This is a genomic window from Chryseobacterium sp. G0162 (assembly GCF_003815715.1).
GTDB lineage: Bacteria > Bacteroidota > Bacteroidia > Flavobacteriales > Weeksellaceae > Chryseobacterium.
Map to the genome: position 1 here is coordinate 2,166,893 of NZ_CP033922.1, position 16,235 is coordinate 2,183,127.

Consider the following 16,235-nt stretch of genomic DNA (forward strand, 5'->3'; position numbering starts at 1 on the left):
TTATAATTTATAAATAGTTTAATCTTAAATTTTTAATTAAATCAATGAAAGTAGCTGTAGTAGGTTCAACAGGAATGGTTGGACAAGTTATGCTTAAAGTTTTGGAAGAAAGGAACTTCCCTGTAACAGAATTAATTCCGGTAGCTTCCGAAAAATCTGTAGGTAAAAAGGTGAAGTATAAACAGAAGGAATTTACGATTGTAAGCATGAAAGACGCTATAGCTGCCAAACCGGATATTGCTATCTTTTCTGCCGGAGGTTCTACTTCTCTTGAGTTTGCCCCTTTATTTGCAGAAGCTGGAGTAACTGTAATCGATAACTCTTCAGCATGGAGAATGGATCCTGATAAAAAATTAGTCGTTCCTGAAATTAATGCAGATGTATTGACTAAAGAAGACAAGATCATTGCAAATCCGAACTGTTCTACCATTCAGTTGGTAATGGTTTTAGGACCCTTGAACAAAAAATATGATTTAAAAAGAGTAATTGTTTCTACTTACCAATCTGTAACAGGAACAGGTAAAGCAGCTGTTGACCAATTAAACGGAGAGATCAGCGGTGATGATTCTACTGCTAAAGTATATCCATATCAGATTTTCAAAAATGCATTGCCTCATTGCGATGTATTTGCAGAGGATGATTATACTAAAGAAGAAATTAAATTGATGAAAGAACCTAAGAAAATTCTTGGTGATGACACCTTCAATTTAACAGCCACTGCAGTAAGAGTTCCGGTTCAGGGAGGTCACTCAGAAAGTGTAAATATCGAATTTGAAAACGAATTTGAACTGGACGAAGTAAGAAAGATTTTATCTGAGACTCCTGGAGTGGTAGTAATGGACGATGTAAAAAACAACCACTACCCGATGCCTCTATATTCAGAAGGAAAAGATGAAGTCTTCGTAGGAAGAATCAGACGGGACCTGTCACAGCCGAAAACGCTCAACCTTTGGATCGTAGCAGACAATCTGAGGAAAGGAGCAGCAACAAACGCTGTACAAATTGCAGAATACCTTGTAGCAAACAACTTAGTATAAACTAACAAAATAAAAAAGAGTCTCAGAATTGAGATTCTTTTTTTTATCAAACACAATATGAATACACAGAAGAACACCCACAAAGATAAAATAGGATTCCAGAAGCTCATTGCTGCCTTTGGAGTTATCCTTTTCATTGGAAAGATTATTGCCTGGAAACTTACCAACTCCGATGCCGTATTCTCTGATGCCATGGAAAGCATTGTGAATGTCATCAGTGCATTTATGGGATTATATTCACTTCATCTTGCCGCTAAACCTAAGGATGAAGACCATCCATACGGCCATGGAAAGGTTGAATTTGTCACTTCCGGTATTGAAGGGGCTTTAATTGCCATTGCCGGTCTGATGATTATTTATGAAGGTATCCATAGCCTTATTGTAGGAAAAACGCTAAGCAAAATTGATTTGGGAATATGGATCATTACAGCCACAGCCATTATCAATTATCTCTTGGGCTACATTTCCATAAAGAAGGGGCAAAAAGAGAATTCATTGGTTCTTATTTCTTCTGGAAAACACCTTCAGTCTGATACCATCACTACCCTTGGAGTAGTAGCCAGTTTGGTAGTAGTCTACTTTACTAAAATCTATTGGCTGGATTCTGTTGTTGCTTTAGTATTTGGACTCTATATCATATTTGTAGGCTATAAAATCGTTCGAAAATCATTAAGTGGTATTATGGATGAACAGGATCCTGAAATACTGCATCAGGTCATCAGAATCCTTGAAGCAAACAGGCATACAGAATGGATTGATGTTCACAATATGAAGATCCAGCAGTTTGGTGCTTCATTACATATTGATGCTCATATTACCCTGCCCTGGTATTATGACCTTAGGGATGCTCACAATGAAATGGAAAAAGTGATTATTCTCTTAGCTAAAAATATTAAACGAAATATTGAGTTCAATTTTCATATGGATGACTGTAAACCTATTTCATGTCCGGTATGCCAGATTGAAAACTGTCCCGTTCGGCAAAAAGATTTCGTAAAAAGAGTGGAATGGACCGCTGAAAATGTAACCAGCGTAGATAAACATACGGTAGAATAATTAATAGAAATACAAAGGTCAAGAAGGTTAAGAAGGTTAAGAAAGAAAAGATTCAAGTAAATTCTTAACCTTATCTACTCTTTATCATTTGTTTTCTGTAATAAAACATAGGAACAATCAGTAATATAATTAAAGGCTGAATTACGAACCTTCTCATATAAAAGGAAAAGAGATATCCTATTTCGAATTTATTCTGAATACAAAACAGATAAAGAGGAAAAGCAATTGCAAAAACAATCACCATCATCAAAGCGCCCTGCATCGTCCACTGTTTATTTTTAAATAGTCCCTGAATAATCAGGCAGGAAAAAAATAGATTAAGAATAAATCTGAACAAATATCCACCTACTAACTTCCCCCATTCAAATACCGGGAAACTAATATTTTTATTGGCCTCATGGAAGTACCCAAGAAACGGATCATAAAATATTTTATCTTCCATTACCCTGACCCCTATCAGACCACAGATTCCTAAAATAACAAGAAGCCCACTAAGAATTTTCATGTTTTAAAGCAAAGAATTTAATCCAGATTAACCAAAGCAAAACCACACTCCCGTAAATAACTGCCGGGAAAACAAAATCGTGAAACATTTTACCATATTCCTTGTGTTCTGCCATCACAATATTCAATCCTACAATCCGTAAAAGATTCATAATATAAAGTAAAACCAGCCCTGCCAGCACAAAAACAAATGTCTTAGATCCTTTATAAAAGGCAAAAACAAATGATACAAACAGGATCATGACCGAGATAGCATTACATCCTTCTACCATTCTTGTTACATATTGTTTCTGCACATAAAACCAGACCTGTTCATTCTTTACATCATTGTAAAGCTCAGTAGGATAGCTCAAAACATTTTGTATAGCACTTACCTGATTGGCAATAATTCTTGAAAACGGATCCAAACCTGAATCTTTATTTCCATTCAGATAAAATTGATAAGCAAAGAGCAACACCAGGTAAATAATGATGAAGCGCAATAAAATTCCTAACACCGGCTTAAAGTCCTTTAACATTCTACAAAGATAAAAATTAGAGCCTAATAACCTGAATGAGAAGCAAGAAAGTTAAAACAGAAAGCTAAAAACACACTATTCGGTGATAAATAATAAAAAAACTACTCAAAATCATTCAAAAAAAGTTTATAAAATAAACTTTATCACTTAATTTTCATCAGCCATCCCCAGCTCTTCCAGCGCACTACTCCCTTCTTAAAACTATTCATGTTAAATTACTATATTTGTTTCTATATTATTATGACTTCCGAAAACGCAAATCGATTTTTTGAAAACCATCTTGGTAAAAAATCAACTGAATTCATCACATTAGCTCAAAGCGGTTCTGCGAGGGTCAACTTTCTGGCCGTAACCGATACTGAAAAATACATCATCACCTACAACGAGAATATTCCGGAAAATGAAAGTTTTCTTTATTATTCCAACGTTTTTTCTGAGCTTAATCTTAATACACCTGCTATTCTTGCCATCTCAGAAGACAGAAAAATGTATGTTCAGGAATTTTTAGGGGCACAGACTTTGTCAGAAATCATTACAAAAGAACATGTATCACCCCGTATACAATCTTTGGTAGAACAAACTCTTGAAAAACTTTTCAGACTACAGACTCAAACACAGGGAAAAATTGATTTTTCTAAAACATTTGAATATGAAACCTATGATGAACTTCCTGTGATTCATGATCTCTATTATTTTAAAAACTTTGTAGCAGATGTTCTGGAACTGGAATATAATAAATCTACATTACTAAAAGAGTTTAAAAAAATTGCTGCCTTGGTAGAGAATCTGGAACCTAAAGGCATCATGATTCGGGATTTTCAGGCAAGAAACATCATGGTGAATGAAAAAGATGAAGTTTCTTTCATCGATTATCAGTCGGCAATGAAAGGCCCTTTAATGTATGACGTCATTTCATTCCTGTTTCAAGCTAAAGCCGATTTTCCAGAAAATTTTAAAAATGAAATGCTGGATTTCTATATTCAACGATTTGAAGATCAAAAAATTCAACATCAACTAAAAAACTCAGTTAAGCCAATTCAGATGATGAGATTCCTTCAGGTTCTGGGAGCTTACGGCTTCAGAGGACTGATTCAAAGGAAACAGCATTTTATAGGCAGTCTTGAAAAAGGAATCCAAAACATTACCCAATTTGCAGCCTCCTGGGAAGACATGAAAAATTACCCGGAACTGAATAAGGTTATAGAACAATTAACATTACAAGAAACTAAGAAGAAAATTGATACTATTTTAAAATAAAAAAAATTATAAAATAGTATTTTGAGAACAAATACAACTTACCGTAAAATACCTTAATGGTTTAAAAATAAAAAAGAAGAAAATGCTACACATTGACATCCATAGTTTCTCTTACAAAAAAGGAGGAATTCCAAAAGATCATTCAGGAAACGGAGGCGGTTTTGCCTTTGACTGCAGAGGAATATTAAATCCCGGAAGAATTGAAGAATATAAAATCCAAACCGGCAATGATATCGGCGTTCAGGAATATCTTGAAACCAAAACTGAAATGCCTAAATTCCTGGAATTGATAAAATCTCTTGTATCTATTAATATTGAAGATTATCTGGAAAGAGGATTTGAAAATCTTCAGATCAATTTCGGATGTACCGGCGGACAACACAGATCTGTGTATTCTGCTATAAAAATTGCGGAGTTCATCAAAGAAAAATACCCAAATGGCACTGAAGTAACCATTCATCACGACGAACAACCTCAACTGAACAATAGTAATTAGTAATATTTGCTTACCACTATTACATTACTCATTATTCATCACTTATTACTCATACTATATGAAGGCTCTTATTTTCGCCGCCGGAAAAGGCACCAGGCTTAAGCCGTTTACAGATCATCATCCTAAAGCTTTGGCAAAAGTGAATGGTATCCCTCTTTTAGAAAGAAATATCAATTATCTAAAAGGATACGGAATACAAGATTTTGTGATTAATATTCATCATTTTGGAGATCAAATTGTTGATTTTTTAAATAAAAATGATAACTTCGGCTGTAAGATTGAAATCTCTGATGAAACCAATGAACTATTGGAAACCGGAGGCGGCTTGATTTTTGCCAGAAGATTTCTTGATCATGGAGAAGATTTTTTAATTTTAAATGCTGATATTTTAACTGATCTCAATATTAATGAATTGGTAACGTATCACAAAAAAATAAAAGATTTTGCTACTTTAGCAGTATCGGATCGTGAAAGTTCGAGAAAGCTTCTTTTCAATGATGATATGGTATTAAGAGGTTGGCTGAATGTGCAAACGGGTGAACAGAGGCTTGCTGAATTCAATAAAGGGTTTAAAGCTCTTGCTTTCAGTGGGGTTCATTGTATCAGCCCTGTCATCTTTGAAAAGATAAAAAGAAAAGGCAAATTTTCTGTTATGGAAGAATACCTGGACCTGATGCAGACTGAACATATACATGGCTTTCTGCATGACAGTATTCTTATAGATGTAGGAAGACCAGAATCTGTAATAGAAGCCGAAAAACATTTTAAATAATTTTTGCAATGGAAATGGATGGAATTAGGGATGAAAGCCTGGTAAACCCGGAATTAGATAGTAACGAAACAAAGCTACATAACAGTTTCAGACAAAAAACATGGGATGAAACTATTACCAAAGATAGTTGGATGGTCTTTAAGATCATGGCTGAATTTGTGGATGGCTACGAAAAACTGGCAAAAATAGGTCCTTGTGTATCTATATTCGGTTCAGCACGTCTGAAACCCGAAAATAAATACTATGAAATGGCTGTGGAAATCGCAGAGAAAATCACAAAATTAGGTTTTGGAATTATTACCGGAGGTGGCCCAGGAATTATGGAAGCCGGAAATAAGGGAGCTTTCAATGCTAAAGGAAAATCAATCGGACTTAATATTGACCTTCCTTTTGAGCAGCATTTTAATCCTTATATCAATAAATCCTACTCCATGAATTTTGATTACTTTTTCGTAAGAAAAGTAATGTTTGTAAAATATTCCCAAGGTTTCGTAGTAATGCCAGGAGGATTCGGAACACTGGATGAGCTTACTGAAGCTTTAACTTTGATTCAAACCAATAAAATTGGTAAGTTTCCAATTGTCTTGGTAGGCACTGAATTCTGGGGAGGATTATTAGACTGGTTCAAAGCAACCTTGTTAAAAGAAGGAATGATTGCAGAAGATGATCTTGATCTTTATCGTGTGGTAGACACTGCTGATGAGGCAGTAGCACATATTAAAGGTTTCTATGATAAATATTCTGTGAATGTAAATTTTTAATTGGCATATTATTTGTGAACTATAACTAGCAAGTATGATTGTAAATCTATTAATTAAGATGAAAAAACTTTTATATATATCAGGAATTTTAACATTTTTTGTGTTAATGAGTTTTATGTATGTAGACTTTTTCTCTTCAATGACCAAAGTGGATTATATTGATGGAAGCAAGACATTGAAGTTTACCACAAAAATGAATACAAGCCATATCTCTGACGCTATTAAGATCAATCCTAACACAGCAGGATTTGAAGCCGAGGTGAAAAAATATGTGAACAATAATTTTGATGTATTTGTCAATGGTGCTCCCAAAACAATTACCTTCACGGGAAGTCAGATCAGCGGAGAAACTGTATGGGTATATTTTGAGACCGGAGGGGTTTCGGATATTAATACCTTAAAGATAAAAAATACGATCCTTTTAAGCTCTTTTCCGAAGCAAATCAACCTGGTGAGTATTGCCTACAAAGGCAGCCAGAAAATGATGAACTTCCAACGAGGAAAAGAAGTGAATGAGGTTTCTTTTTAGATAATTAATTTTGTAATATAAAAACCACTGCAATTGCAGTGGTTTTTTGTTTTTATACCTATTTATTGCTTGCTCAATACATATCTCCCTACTTCATATTCAATATCACTTTTATCATACTGAAAAGGAATCTTTTCTAAAAACCAGCCTTGAGGATAATCGTCATATTCTTCCTCAATTTGATATTTGGCAAGAGAATCTGTTACATCAAATTTATCTAATATTAAAAATCCATTTTTGATATTCGTAGAATCATAGGCTACAAGATATCGCCCTCCTAATTTAAATTCTCCATTGCGGTGGTCTTTCCTTACTTCTGATCCATATTTAAATCTGTAATCATATCCCAACCCATTTAGTTTTTTATTATAATAATCAGACATAGATGTATAGCATCCACCCTATAAAGCATACAAATGCAATTATCATTTTGATTTTATTGGTCATATTTATTTAGGAATACATGGTTATAACAATAAATTGGGGTAGCCAATGCTAAATACAAGAAATAAAAATGAATGAAACAACAAAATGTTCAAATTAGGGCATCAAAAAAACCGGCTCTATCGAGCCGGTTTCAATTTTATAAAAACAATAATTATTGTGCTTTAATTTTGAAGTCATCTACTTCCCAAGTTGCTGCTCCAGAAGTTGTAGAAGTATATTTAAATGCAATTCTTACGTTTTTACCTAAGAAAGCACCTAAGTCAACATTTCCGGAACCTACCCAGTCTCCAAATGCATTAGCATTCGTATCCAGAGTTGCAGGAAGAAGAGTCCAATTAGTTGTTGTAACATCTCCTGTATAGTTATCTGTAGCATACACTTGTAATGCATTTCCAGAATATCTTACATCCGTTGTAAAGCTTACTGCAGCTTTAGTTTTACCAGCTAAGCTTACTGATTTAGAGATCAACCAATCTTCATTGGCAATGTTATTATTAGCACCACCTGCGTTACCATTCATCACTGCATAATAATTGGTTCCGTTTCCTTGGTTAGATGTTTGCCAGAACTGGTTAGGTCCTACTTTGTTTACGGTAGTCCAATCTGTACTGAATCCACCAGCTGCAAAATCATCACTGTAAACAACAGGAATTGGAATATACACACTTCCGTCACATCTCGGTGCATCAAAGTCGATGTTAGCCAGTTTAGTAATCCATAACTGATAAGTTCCATTGAATACACTTAGAATAGCATATACATCACCTTTTCCGCCTTTTACTTCATAACCTCCCGGCTTTATATTACCAAAACTTGCCTGGCCGCTTGTTCTTAAAACAACAGTATTACCTGAGCAATCTTCAAGGGTTCTGCTAGTCACATTACTACCATCAGTTAATGTTCTTCCTAAATCTCCTTTAACAAATTCAACGTCTTTAATTTTGATCCATCTTCCAACATCAGCCATCGTTAACTGAGAAATTGTTTTTTCTGTAGGAACAACCGCTCTTGATGCTGTATTGCTATCAAAGAAATATTTATACATTTCTACTTCTTCGATCTGTCCAAACTGGGTATTGTTACTGAATAAAGCCCCTAGCTGAACTTCACCATTAACGCTTCTTACATAAAGATTTTTAAGCTTAATATTTACATCTTTACCTAATCTGAATCTGCTATCAAGATAAAGATTCGTTTTATTCATATTTACTCTGATACCTCCTGTAGCATCTTCTACATAAACATATTTGTAAAGGTTTCCTGTTTCATCATTAGCCACTACCTGAGCTTTAAGATAATAATCCCCTGTAATCTGTACCCAGTTTGTAGTTCCGGCAGCCAATTGCTTGATATCAGCCACTGTTTTAGCTGTAAGAGTGCTTGGGTTAAAATCACATGGACCTGCTGTAAGGCCATCTAAACGTGGGAAAGTCTTCATCTCAAGATCTTCAGCCTTGTTTACATACAATTGGTAGGTTGTAGTAGATCCCGATTGGAATTTACTGTAGATTCCAACAAACTTACCTTTTCCAGAAGGAAGAAGCTGACTTGCGAATGAAGCAAAACCACTGTTTCTTACTACTGCAGTTTTCGCATATTTTCCACTAACCCATCCTTCTCCAATTGTTTTATCTACTGTTACTCCACTTGGAGCATAAGTAGTACACAACGCTCTTGCATCAAACTCTACATCATCTACCTGAATAAGACATCCGAAATACTGATCATTCGCAGCAACCATATCTGCCAATTTCATCACCTTAGGAATAATTTTTCCTTTTGGAGCACAAGATCTGAAGATTTGTTTTGCAACAAGCTTCTCAGGAATTCTTGATACAGAAGTTGCAGAAGTTTCAGCTCCTGTTTCTACACCAAGTTGTACCAGACCACCGTAAGTTCCAATAGCAAGACCGTTCAGTTTAATATATACTTTTGATCCCTGAGGATATTTTGTATAAGTACTTACTGCGTCTACACTCACTGTAAACCCTTGTGTAGGATTTTCTAATGCATCCTGAACGTAGATTGTTTTATAAATATTTCCTGTTTCATCCGTAGAAGAAACATATCCTACCATATATAAATCGTCAGCTTCATTGTCTGGCGTTGTATCTTTAGGGAATACGTATCTTGCATTCTGATACTTCGCTTTTACGTCTGCAAATGGTACTACTATTCCTTTTTTATCAGCACAATCATACCCATCAAGATTAGGCTGATCGTATTTATCATCTTGGACACAACCTGTCACTACGAACAGAGAAGATGCCATGACGAAAATATATTTTAAAATTGAATTATATTTTTTCATGTGTAATCGTTTTTAGAATCTTAAATAAACATTAGTGAAGAAAGTGATTCCTCTGTCATACCAAAGTTTTGGTCCAAAATAAGGAGTTGCTCTTTGAGCATCAGCAAGAGCATCACTAAAGTTTACATTTCGTCCTTGTTCAAATCCTCCGGTTACATAATTTCTGTTGTTCAGAATGTTATTTACAGACACACTTACACCCATTCTGTATTTTCCGAATTGGAAAGATTTACCAGCATTAGCATTCAACATAAACTGATTATCAAATTTCTTCTGTTTAGTAATTTGTTCTATCAATTCAGGAGTTGCACCCGGGAAAGGGTCGTTAGTCTGTGGGTCAGTATACATATAAGGTGTCTTGTTCAACGCAGAGAAGTCAAGATACTGATCCATTAGATAGTTAGCAGATGCTCCCACCCACCAATATTTTGGAGAGTTGTATTTCAATCCGAAAGAGAATGCTTTTTGTGGAGTTCCGGCTACTTTATAATCTTTTACATTGGCTTTCCCCCAAACATCTGTTCCTCTGAATCCATTAAGGTCATCAAAAGTAGAAACTTCAGGGTTATTGGTGTATTTATATTCACCTATACTTGCCACCCCTACTGCACTTAAAGTAGGGGTAACTTTAACGTCAAAACCTAATTCAAGACCCATATATCTCTTGTTAACTCCACTCATTGCTTCGTTTACCAGCGTACTGAAAGAGTTTCCTAAGGTACCGTCATTTACGTCAGCATAATATCTTGAGATTTCAGTAGCATTTTGAATGGTAGTATAATAAGCAGATAACCTAAGTTTTAAAATCTGACCTCTTAAGATGTAACTTAAATCATTAGAGCTAATCATCTGATTGGTAACTCCTGGGGTTAAGTAGTCAACCATTCTTGGGTTAATATAGATCTCATTCAATGTAGGTGCTAAGCTAAAGAATGCTCCGTTGTACACGATAAAGTTTTTACCATTGATCTTATAGGTAATCTTTCCTTTAATTCCTGCATCTAAAGCATCGTATATTGCACTTTTACCCTTTGAATTATCTCTGAATCTAGCAAGACCACTTCTGAAATTACCTTCTCTGTAAGCTTCAGAATATGAAGAGAAGATTGAAGCTACTACATTCCACTTGTTAAAATCTATTTCAGTAGAAACGTTCAATGCATAGTGATTTCTTGTAAGCTCGTAAGAGTACTGAGTTCTATCTCCTTTTCTTACTGTTACATCATTATTATCAGCATCATATTTTGCGTCTCCATTGAATGCATTAAGGTTATAAGCAAAGTTAGCTCCTAATAAATCCTTAATTCTTCTGAAGTTGTCAGATTTTAAATTCTGATAGTTGAAGTTGATGTTTAACTTCCAGTTGTCTTTTAATTTTGTATCAAAGTGAGAAGAGAAATTGAAAGTTTTATCTTTATTTACGTCTTCTACAATTGTATATACGGCACCTCTGGCCGCACCTTTCATATCGGTAAGGTTAAGACGGTTTGCATTATACAAATAATTCCAGTCGATTTGTGCCTGTTGTCTGAATTCGTCTTCTGTAAGCAGTCCGAAGCTTGGTAATTTTCTATAGTAAGTAGGGTTCGGATCTGAAGCGTGGAACCAGTCTAATCTACTTCTGGCATCGCTACCAAACTGATAAGAAACGGTATTTGTCCAGTTTGAGTTTTTACCTATTTTCAGGTAATCTGTTAAGATAAACATCGGTTCAAAAACGTTTCTGATTCTGGAGTTTCTTTTCTCTCCATCCTGCCACCCCCAGTAGGAGTTATAGTTTTTGCCCATGATATCATAAACCTCCTGAGTATTTGGTGCATTGGAAGCTCTGTATGTAGGAGATCCAAAAGCAGTTAAGTTAATAGAGTGTCTATCGCTGAACTTCTTTTCAATAGAGGCAAAATAAGCATAGGCATCCTGATACACCCCATCAATGATTGCTCTATCTCCCCATCTTCTGCTTCCTGAGAAAGTAAATGCCCAACCATTTTTGGAAAGACCTGAAGAATAAGTAGCCATTGCTCTGTGCAGGTAGCTTCTATTGGTAAATGAATAGGCTAATGAAGTCTGTTTTCTATAGCTGGATGCTCTCGTATTATAATATACAACCCCACCTAAATTACCAAAAGTATATTCAGAAGGAGTAATATTATCTACATTTTCGTAAGGATATCTCGTTACGTCATTTAGTCCTCCCCAGTTATTGAAATCAATCCTTCCATCATCATTTTTCGACATGGAAACACCATTAAAAAGAACATCCTCAAATCTGTTGTCTACTCCTCTTGGTCTGAACCAGTAAGCACCTAGTTCAAAAGCGGAAACATTTTGGAAAGCATCTCTTCCTGAGCTTAAAAGTCCTACTGTAGGCTGCATTGATGAGCCTCCATCTTCAGTATCAGTTGCCGAGTCGTCAATAACTATTACTCCTGCATCTGATCCTAAGTTGTAATTAAGTGTAATAACACCTAAATCTTTTCTCTTCTCATCTGCAGTTACATCAAACTCTAAGATCTTAGACTCAAAATTTGGTTTTGTCACTGTGATAAGATAGTGGCCAGGTTTTAAATCCACAAACTGGAAGTATCCAATTTTATCCACAGATGTGTCATCAGTGGACTGTGCTAGATCTACTTCTGCTTTCTCTAAAGGCTTACCATCCTGATCTTTAACATACGCAAATACAGTTGTTTGCGCAAAATAGAAAGAAGCAGGCATTAAAGTAAACAAAGAGATTAGGGATAGTTTTTTAATCATAATAAACTTATTTTTAACTCCTTCTTTATTTAAGGGGCAACAAATTTAGAACTATTTTCATTAACTCAAACATTTTTAGTTATTTATTCTATTAATTTTTCTTAACCTACACTCATTATCCTAAAAATATGCCCGAATTTTAATCAATCACAAAAAAGGATAGTAGATATTAGGAAAACTACTCAACAATCATTACAAAATATTTTTAATCCCAAACAAACAGCCTATTTTTTAGCATTATATAAATAATAAATCTCACTTAACAATGTCAAAATAATGAATGATGGTGCATTTCTTTCATACTTTCTATCTAAACCTTAACATTTTATTAAATTAAACTCAGGTTATTTTAATCTTTATTCTTATATAAAATTAGTAATTTTACCCCCTCAATTTTTTGAATATACTAAGAATATGAAAAAATATTTAATCATTGCCGCCCTATTTTGCTTTGGTTCTGCTTTCTCACAACAGAGGCAGGTAAAGAGAGCAGCTGTCGCATTCCTGAACGTTGAAAACCTTTGGGACACAATACCTTCTGCAGATTACATTGACGGAACACTCCCACGTTCCAATCCTAAATTTCATAGAAGTGTACCCGTAGATTCTCTTAAATACCTTGAAACTACAGAAGACTATAAAGGGGAATGGAGTGATGATCTTTTGATTGGCAAAAAAGTAATCAGAAAACAGTTCTTATCCGAAGACTTTACGGCTAACAGCCCAAAAAGATGGGGAACAAAGTACTACAATCAGAAGCTGGCTAATGAAGCTAAGGTGATTTCTGAACTTGGAAGACAATATACCAACGATAACCCTGCCATATGTGGATTGATCGAGGTAGAAAACAGACAGGTAATTGAAGACCTAATCAAGCAGCCTGCTTTAGCTAAGAGCAACTATGGCATTGTACATTTCAATTCTTATGATTCCAGAGGAATTGATGTAGCTATTATTTATCAGAAAGGAAGATTCTCTGTTTTAAATTCGTATAAAAAAGAGATTAAGATCTATGATGAGAACGGAAAAAGAGAATATACCAGAGACATTGTAATTGCTATCGGATTATTGGATGGAGAAAAAGTAGGAATCTTTATGAATCACTGGCCATCCAGAAGAGGGGGAGAAGCTATTTCCCTAGCAAAAAGAAATACTGCCGCTACTGTATTGAAAGAGGAAATGGACAAAGTAACTGCTGAAAATCCAGGAATTAAATTATTCTCAATGGGTGACTATAATGATGACCCGGTAAGTCCAAGTTTGAAAAAACATTTGGCTGCCGTGGGGGATCCAAGTGAATTGTCTGATAAGACTCCTTATTATAATTTAATGTATAAATTATATAAGGCAGGGGTAGCTTCTCTTGCATACAGAGATGCTCCGAACTTGTTTGACCAGATTATTGTTTCAAGAAATCTTTATTCTCCTGAAAAAATCACTCCTACTTATACCATTTTTAAAGCTGAGATTTATGCTCCGGCTTATCTGGTAAACAAAGAAGGACAGTGGAAAGGATATCCTTTACGTTCTTGGGATGGTGACCGATTCACTGGTGGATACAGTGACCACTTCCCTGCGGTTTCCGTAGTTCAGAAAGAATATATTAAAAAATAATACAGAAAGGCACTCTTATTGGAGTGCTTTTTTAATAAATAATTGAATCATGAAAAATTTTGTTCTAATTCTGTTTATTGCTCTCATCCCTTTCAGTTGTCTTTCACAGCAAAACAACTCTAAAAATGATAAGGAGCAGCATGAAATGAAACCGTCTAAAAATGATGACGGAGAATGGGATCTTACTGTCATTGACACTGAATTTGATTATTTCCTGAATGCTGTAGCCAAACCTATAAGCCAATATTCAGAATCTTTTCTGAAAGCAAAAAATACATTCCTGGTAAATGAATGGAACAGCTATTACAGCACTGGAAAATATAGAAACATCATAGAATCCGGAATCGATTATAATCCAAGAGAAAATTATGGGATAAAGTTTGAATACAAGCTTTACCAGGTATTTGCGTATGTAAACTGGAAGTATGGATTAAAAATGAACGGTTTATCCGGAAGCGATGTCTTCAGAGGCGGAAGGTAATTCAAAGTATCATATCTAATAAAAAAGGTTCAGAAAATTCTGAACCTTTTATTTTTATAATAGCTGAAAATTATTTGTTGAATAATTCCTCTACCTTATCCCAGTTTACTACATCAAAGAATGCAGAAACATAATCAGGTCTTCTGTTTTGGTAGTTTAGGTAATAAGCGTGCTCCCAAACATCTAATCCTAAAACCGGAGTTCCTTTAACGTCTGCAACAGGCATTAATGGGTTGTCTTGGTTTGGAGTTGAAGAAACAGATACAGATCCGTCAGTATTTTTTACCAACCAAGCCCATCCTGAACCGAATCTTGTTTTAGCAGCATCAGAGAAATCCGTTTTGAATTTTTCAAGGCCACCATAGTTTTCGATAGCAGCTTTTACGTTTCCTACTGGTTCTTTGCTTCCACCAGGAGTTAAAATTTCCCAGAATAAAGAGTGGTTGAAGTGTCCTCCTCCATTGTTTCTTACAGCTGGTTTATCAGTTCCTGTCTTGCAGATTTCTTCAATAGTTTTTCCTGCTAAATCAGTTCCTTCAATGGCTTTATTTAAATTGTCAATATACGCTTGGTGGTGTTTCGTATAGTGGATTTCCATAGTTCTTGCATCGATCGTAGGCTCTAATGCATCGTATGCATATCCTAATTTTGGTAATTCAAATGACATAATCTTTATTTTTAATGTTATACTTCAAAATTAGCCAATATTTAAGGTATTATCAAAGATTGGGGATTACTTTAATAAATCTTTAACATTGATATATTGATTTAGAATGAATTATTTTTTTAAATATTTCTAATTTCATCAGGTAACCTGTCTACTTTGATATTCCATATCCTATTCAAAGCATGGTTTATTTTCAATTTCGTAACTTCCACAATATGAAGTAAGTTTTATAAAAAATACTTCTCTCACTGAATGTTTAACTTTAAATACTTTTTATTATGAAAATCGGACTTTTTGGATTTGGAAAAGCAGGAAAAGCTGTAGCGTCAGTTATTCTTCAAAACAAAGATCATTCTCTACAATGGATTTACAGAAAATCAAACAGATCTTCTACCAGAGATGCTGCAGACTTTCTTGGAGTGGAAAGTGATGATCCCGGTCATTTTTATTCAGAGAAAAGAATAAGCGTGGAGGAATTACTTGAAGAGCATCCGGTAGATGCCATCATTGACTTTTCATCCCAGGATGGAATTTATACTTACGGAGAATCTGCCGCACAAAAGAAGGTAAGAATCATATCAGCGATTTCCCATTATTCTGATAAGGAAGTACGTTTTCTGAATAAACTAGCTCAGAAAGCGACTGTATTTTGGTCACCTAATATTACTTTGGGGATTAACTATTTACTATATGCCGCTCAGTTCTTAAAAAAGATTGCTCCTTCTGTAGATATCGAAATAGTGGAAGAGCATTTTAAAGATAAACAGGGAATTTCAGGAACTGCCATCCGGATTGCAGATGTTCTGGATTTGAAGGATGAAAAGATAAATACCATCAGAGCCGGCGGAATTGTTGGAAAACATGAGGTTATTTTCGGTTTTCCATTCCAGACGGTAAGACTCATTCATGAATCTATTTCAAGAGATGCCTTTGGTAACGGAGCTTTGTTTGCTGCCGAACATCTTATCAATAAAAAACCGGGCTTCTATAAATTTGAGGATTTATTGCATCCTTATTTCAAAGTATAG

The 16,235-nt window shown here is 34.9% G+C and carries 16 protein-coding genes; 10 read left to right on the plus strand and 6 right to left on the minus strand.

Annotated elements, in window-relative coordinates:
- The first annotated feature begins 44 nt into the window (after positions 1-44).
- The gene (locus tag EG344_RS09930; RefSeq protein ID WP_123858677.1) at positions 45-1,037 is read left to right on the plus strand and encodes an aspartate-semialdehyde dehydrogenase; all 993 of its coding nucleotides are present in this window, start codon (positions 45-47) and stop codon (positions 1,035-1,037) included.
- Positions 1,038-1,094: 57 nt separating this feature from the next.
- On the plus strand, positions 1,095-2,093 hold the full coding sequence (locus EG344_RS09935; protein ID WP_123909301.1) for a cation diffusion facilitator family transporter: 999 nt from the start codon (positions 1,095-1,097) through the stop codon (positions 2,091-2,093).
- Between the two features lie 70 nt (positions 2,094-2,163).
- Here EG344_RS09935 and EG344_RS09940 read toward each other — a convergent pair whose 3' ends face one another.
- Both EG344_RS09940 and xrtF read right to left on the minus strand, forming a co-directional pair.
- Positions 2,164-2,598, minus strand: a complete 435-nt coding sequence (locus tag EG344_RS09940; protein ID WP_123909302.1) for an exosortase F system-associated membrane protein — start codon at positions 2,596-2,598, stop codon at positions 2,164-2,166.
- On the minus strand, positions 2,585-3,115 hold the full coding sequence (gene xrtF / locus EG344_RS09945; protein WP_123909303.1) for an exosortase family protein XrtF: 531 nt from the start codon (positions 3,113-3,115) through the stop codon (positions 2,585-2,587). Before xrtF ends, EG344_RS09940 begins: the two co-directional genes overlap by 14 nt.
- 240 nt (positions 3,116-3,355) lie before the next feature.
- On the opposite strand from xrtF, the gene EG344_RS09950 reads away from it, so the two are divergent.
- The 5 genes from EG344_RS09950 to EG344_RS09970 all read left to right on the plus strand — a co-directional run bounded on the left by EG344_RS09950 (position 3,356) and on the right by EG344_RS09970 (position 6,930).
- Entirely contained in the window at positions 3,356-4,372 is a 1,017-nt protein-coding gene (locus tag EG344_RS09950; RefSeq protein ID WP_123911791.1) for an aminoglycoside phosphotransferase family protein, read from the plus strand.
- An 82-nt stretch (positions 4,373-4,454) separates the two neighbouring features.
- Positions 4,455-4,868: an RNase adapter RapZ gene (locus EG344_RS09955; RefSeq protein ID WP_123858673.1), complete on the plus strand. Its 414-nt coding sequence runs from the start codon at positions 4,455-4,457 to the stop codon at positions 4,866-4,868.
- Positions 4,869-4,926: 58 nt separating this feature from the next.
- The gene (locus EG344_RS09960; RefSeq protein WP_123909304.1) at positions 4,927-5,640 is read left to right on the plus strand and encodes a nucleotidyltransferase family protein; all 714 of its coding nucleotides are present in this window, start codon (positions 4,927-4,929) and stop codon (positions 5,638-5,640) included.
- A gap of 8 nt (positions 5,641-5,648) precedes the next feature.
- A complete protein-coding gene (locus tag EG344_RS09965; RefSeq protein ID WP_123858671.1) occupies positions 5,649-6,401 on the plus strand; it encodes a TIGR00730 family Rossman fold protein in 753 nt (250 codons plus the stop codon).
- A gap of 58 nt (positions 6,402-6,459) precedes the next feature.
- On the plus strand, positions 6,460-6,930 hold the full coding sequence (locus tag EG344_RS09970; protein WP_228407579.1) for a DUF6702 family protein: 471 nt from the start codon (positions 6,460-6,462) through the stop codon (positions 6,928-6,930).
- A 62-nt stretch (positions 6,931-6,992) separates the two neighbouring features.
- On the opposite strand, the gene EG344_RS09975 is transcribed toward EG344_RS09970, so the two are convergent.
- The 3 genes from EG344_RS09975 to EG344_RS09985 form a co-directional block, all read right to left on the minus strand.
- The gene (locus EG344_RS09975; RefSeq protein WP_123909305.1) at positions 6,993-7,313 is read right to left on the minus strand and encodes a hypothetical protein; all 321 of its coding nucleotides are present in this window, start codon (positions 7,311-7,313) and stop codon (positions 6,993-6,995) included.
- Positions 7,314-7,528: 215 nt separating this feature from the next.
- Positions 7,529-9,688, minus strand: a complete 2,160-nt coding sequence (locus tag EG344_RS09980) for a DUF5689 domain-containing protein (protein ID WP_123909306.1) — start codon at positions 9,686-9,688, stop codon at positions 7,529-7,531.
- A gap of 12 nt (positions 9,689-9,700) precedes the next feature.
- A complete protein-coding gene (locus tag EG344_RS09985) occupies positions 9,701-12,445 on the minus strand; it encodes a TonB-dependent receptor (protein ID WP_123909307.1) in 2,745 nt (914 codons plus the stop codon).
- A gap of 414 nt (positions 12,446-12,859) precedes the next feature.
- Here EG344_RS09985 and EG344_RS09990 point away from each other — a divergent pair, with 414 nt between their 5' ends.
- Together EG344_RS09990 and EG344_RS09995 are read left to right on the plus strand one after the other, a co-directional pair.
- Positions 12,860-14,059 carry an endonuclease gene (locus EG344_RS09990; RefSeq protein ID WP_123909308.1) on the plus strand — a complete coding sequence of 400 codons (1,200 nt, stop codon included), beginning with the start codon at positions 12,860-12,862 and terminating at the stop codon, positions 14,057-14,059.
- 49 nt (positions 14,060-14,108) lie between these two features.
- Entirely contained in the window at positions 14,109-14,540 is a 432-nt protein-coding gene (locus tag EG344_RS09995) for a DUF6146 family protein (protein WP_123909309.1), read from the plus strand.
- A gap of 70 nt (positions 14,541-14,610) precedes the next feature.
- On the opposite strand, the gene EG344_RS10000 is transcribed toward EG344_RS09995, so the two are convergent.
- Entirely contained in the window at positions 14,611-15,207 is a 597-nt protein-coding gene (locus EG344_RS10000; RefSeq protein WP_123909310.1) for a superoxide dismutase, read from the minus strand.
- A gap of 278 nt (positions 15,208-15,485) precedes the next feature.
- On the opposite strand from EG344_RS10000, the gene EG344_RS10005 reads away from it, so the two are divergent.
- Positions 15,486-16,235, plus strand: a complete 750-nt coding sequence (locus EG344_RS10005) for a 4-hydroxy-tetrahydrodipicolinate reductase (RefSeq protein WP_123909311.1) — start codon at positions 15,486-15,488, stop codon at positions 16,233-16,235.